Genomic DNA, 1,613 nt, shown 5'->3' on the forward strand with positions numbered 1-1,613 from the left:
AGCGCGAGCAGGACGGCGTTCGGGGCGGTGGCCGCGTGGACCAGCATGACCGGGCTGCCGTGGCCGTACCTGCTGTGCTGCCGCACGGCCGCGTCCACGATCGCCGCCAGCCGCTCGGCGGCGTCGCTGCCCGGCGCGCCGGGCACCGCGCCGGCGACCTCGGGCCACCGGCGCAGGTCGGCGAGCTGCGCCAGCCGGGCGCGGATTCCGAACCGCTGATCGGGTACGCGCGGCACGCCGTCCAGCGCGGTCCGGGGATCCGTGCGCGGGTACGGCCCGGCGCCGGGCGGGGCCAGGGGTTGCCAGCGCGCCGCCCAGTAGGCCAGCCCCTGGCCGAGCTCACCGACCCGCGGGCCGGTCTCGGCGTCGAGCAGGGCACGGACCGCGTGCCCGGTACGGATCACTCCGTGCGTGGCACCGGCCGCGATGCCGGGCAGCAGCCGGGGCCACCAGCGGGCCAGCACCACCCGCCAGGGATCGGCGGCCAGCTCGCGGCCGAAGTAACTCAGCCAGTCACCGGTCCGGACTGGATCGCCGAGCGGGTCGCGCCACTCGGGGGCCGAGATCGGCGAGATTCCGCGCGGCCGTTCCTCGAGCCGGTCCCAGTAGTCGTCCACCCACCGGTGCACGCCCCGCGCGTAGCCATGACGCACCATCGCCTCCGCCGCCATCGGCGCATGGTTCGAAAGCCAGCCGTCACGCTCCGGCCCGGTCTTCTGGACGCGTTCGTAAACCTCGTCGAGCTCTGAATCCGCCATGCTCACCAGCCTGCAACCTGAACCGAGGATGAGGTCAACCGAGCACACATCGGAGCCGGTCAGCTGAAATCGCGGCCATCGCCCTGGCGGACCTCGACAACGACATCGGCTTGGAACACCCGAGCCGGCCTGATCACGGCGACCGGTCGCGAAGGTGCGGGTCAGGGCGATAACGCCCAACCGTGGCGCCGGCCCGCGCTCCCGCGGCAGACGTGAGCGCGTATGTCGCATCGGCAAATCTCGGCCCCGAATAGTCCGCATTCCGGTGGCGCACGATTGCGGCGGACCGGCCCCCTTCCCATAACATCCACCGTGTAGCGGCAGATACTGCCCGCCGGGCAGCGATGCATTTCACCCACCGCGTGGGCGTGTCGAATATCGGCATGGCGGGCAACAATTTTATTTGGCTCTGGGCTTGCGTTCGCACGGCGACGGTAACGGACCCGGAAATATTCGCAATGGCCGAGTGTCACCGCGCCCACCGCCTCGCAGCGGCCACCCGAATTCAGGAAAAACCCACCGGGACCCGACCGCAGTAGAAGTAGCGCCGTAGGCCCCGCCCGAGAACCGGACGGCGATGCTATGGCGCACCCCGGCCACGACCACCGAGGCGCTGCCACCGGTCGTGACACGGGCCGCATCGGCACCGCCGGTGCCGGTGCCGGTGCCGGTGCCGGTGCCGGTGCCGGTGATGCTGTCCATTGCCGCCGAAGTGATGTCCGAGGTGGCAGCGCCTGCCATGAGGGGTGCCCTGCCTGCGGTGACAGGCAGACCGGCGACCGAGATGCTCGTGGGTGCCGGATTGGTGCCGGCGCCCGGGCCGATGCCAGGGCCGGGGCCGCCGCTCGCTGCGGC

1 protein-coding gene and 1 pseudogene are annotated in these 1,613 nt (G+C 71.9%); one reads left to right on the forward strand and one right to left on the reverse strand.

Annotated features, from left to right (window positions below; translation table 11 throughout):
* A partial coding sequence (locus AB0F10_RS45515; RefSeq protein ID WP_360640838.1) for a hypothetical protein occupies positions 1-758 on the reverse strand: 758 nt, incomplete at its 3' end.
* A gap of 577 nt (positions 759-1,335) precedes the next feature.
* Here AB0F10_RS45515 and AB0F10_RS45520 point away from each other — a divergent pair.
* Positions 1,336-1,613 (forward strand): annotated as a pseudogene (locus tag AB0F10_RS45520) (hypothetical protein); the annotation flags it as partial.

The organism is Actinoplanes sp. NPDC026623 (genome assembly GCF_040638275.1).
Lineage (GTDB): Bacteria > Actinomycetota > Actinomycetes > Mycobacteriales > Micromonosporaceae > Actinoplanes.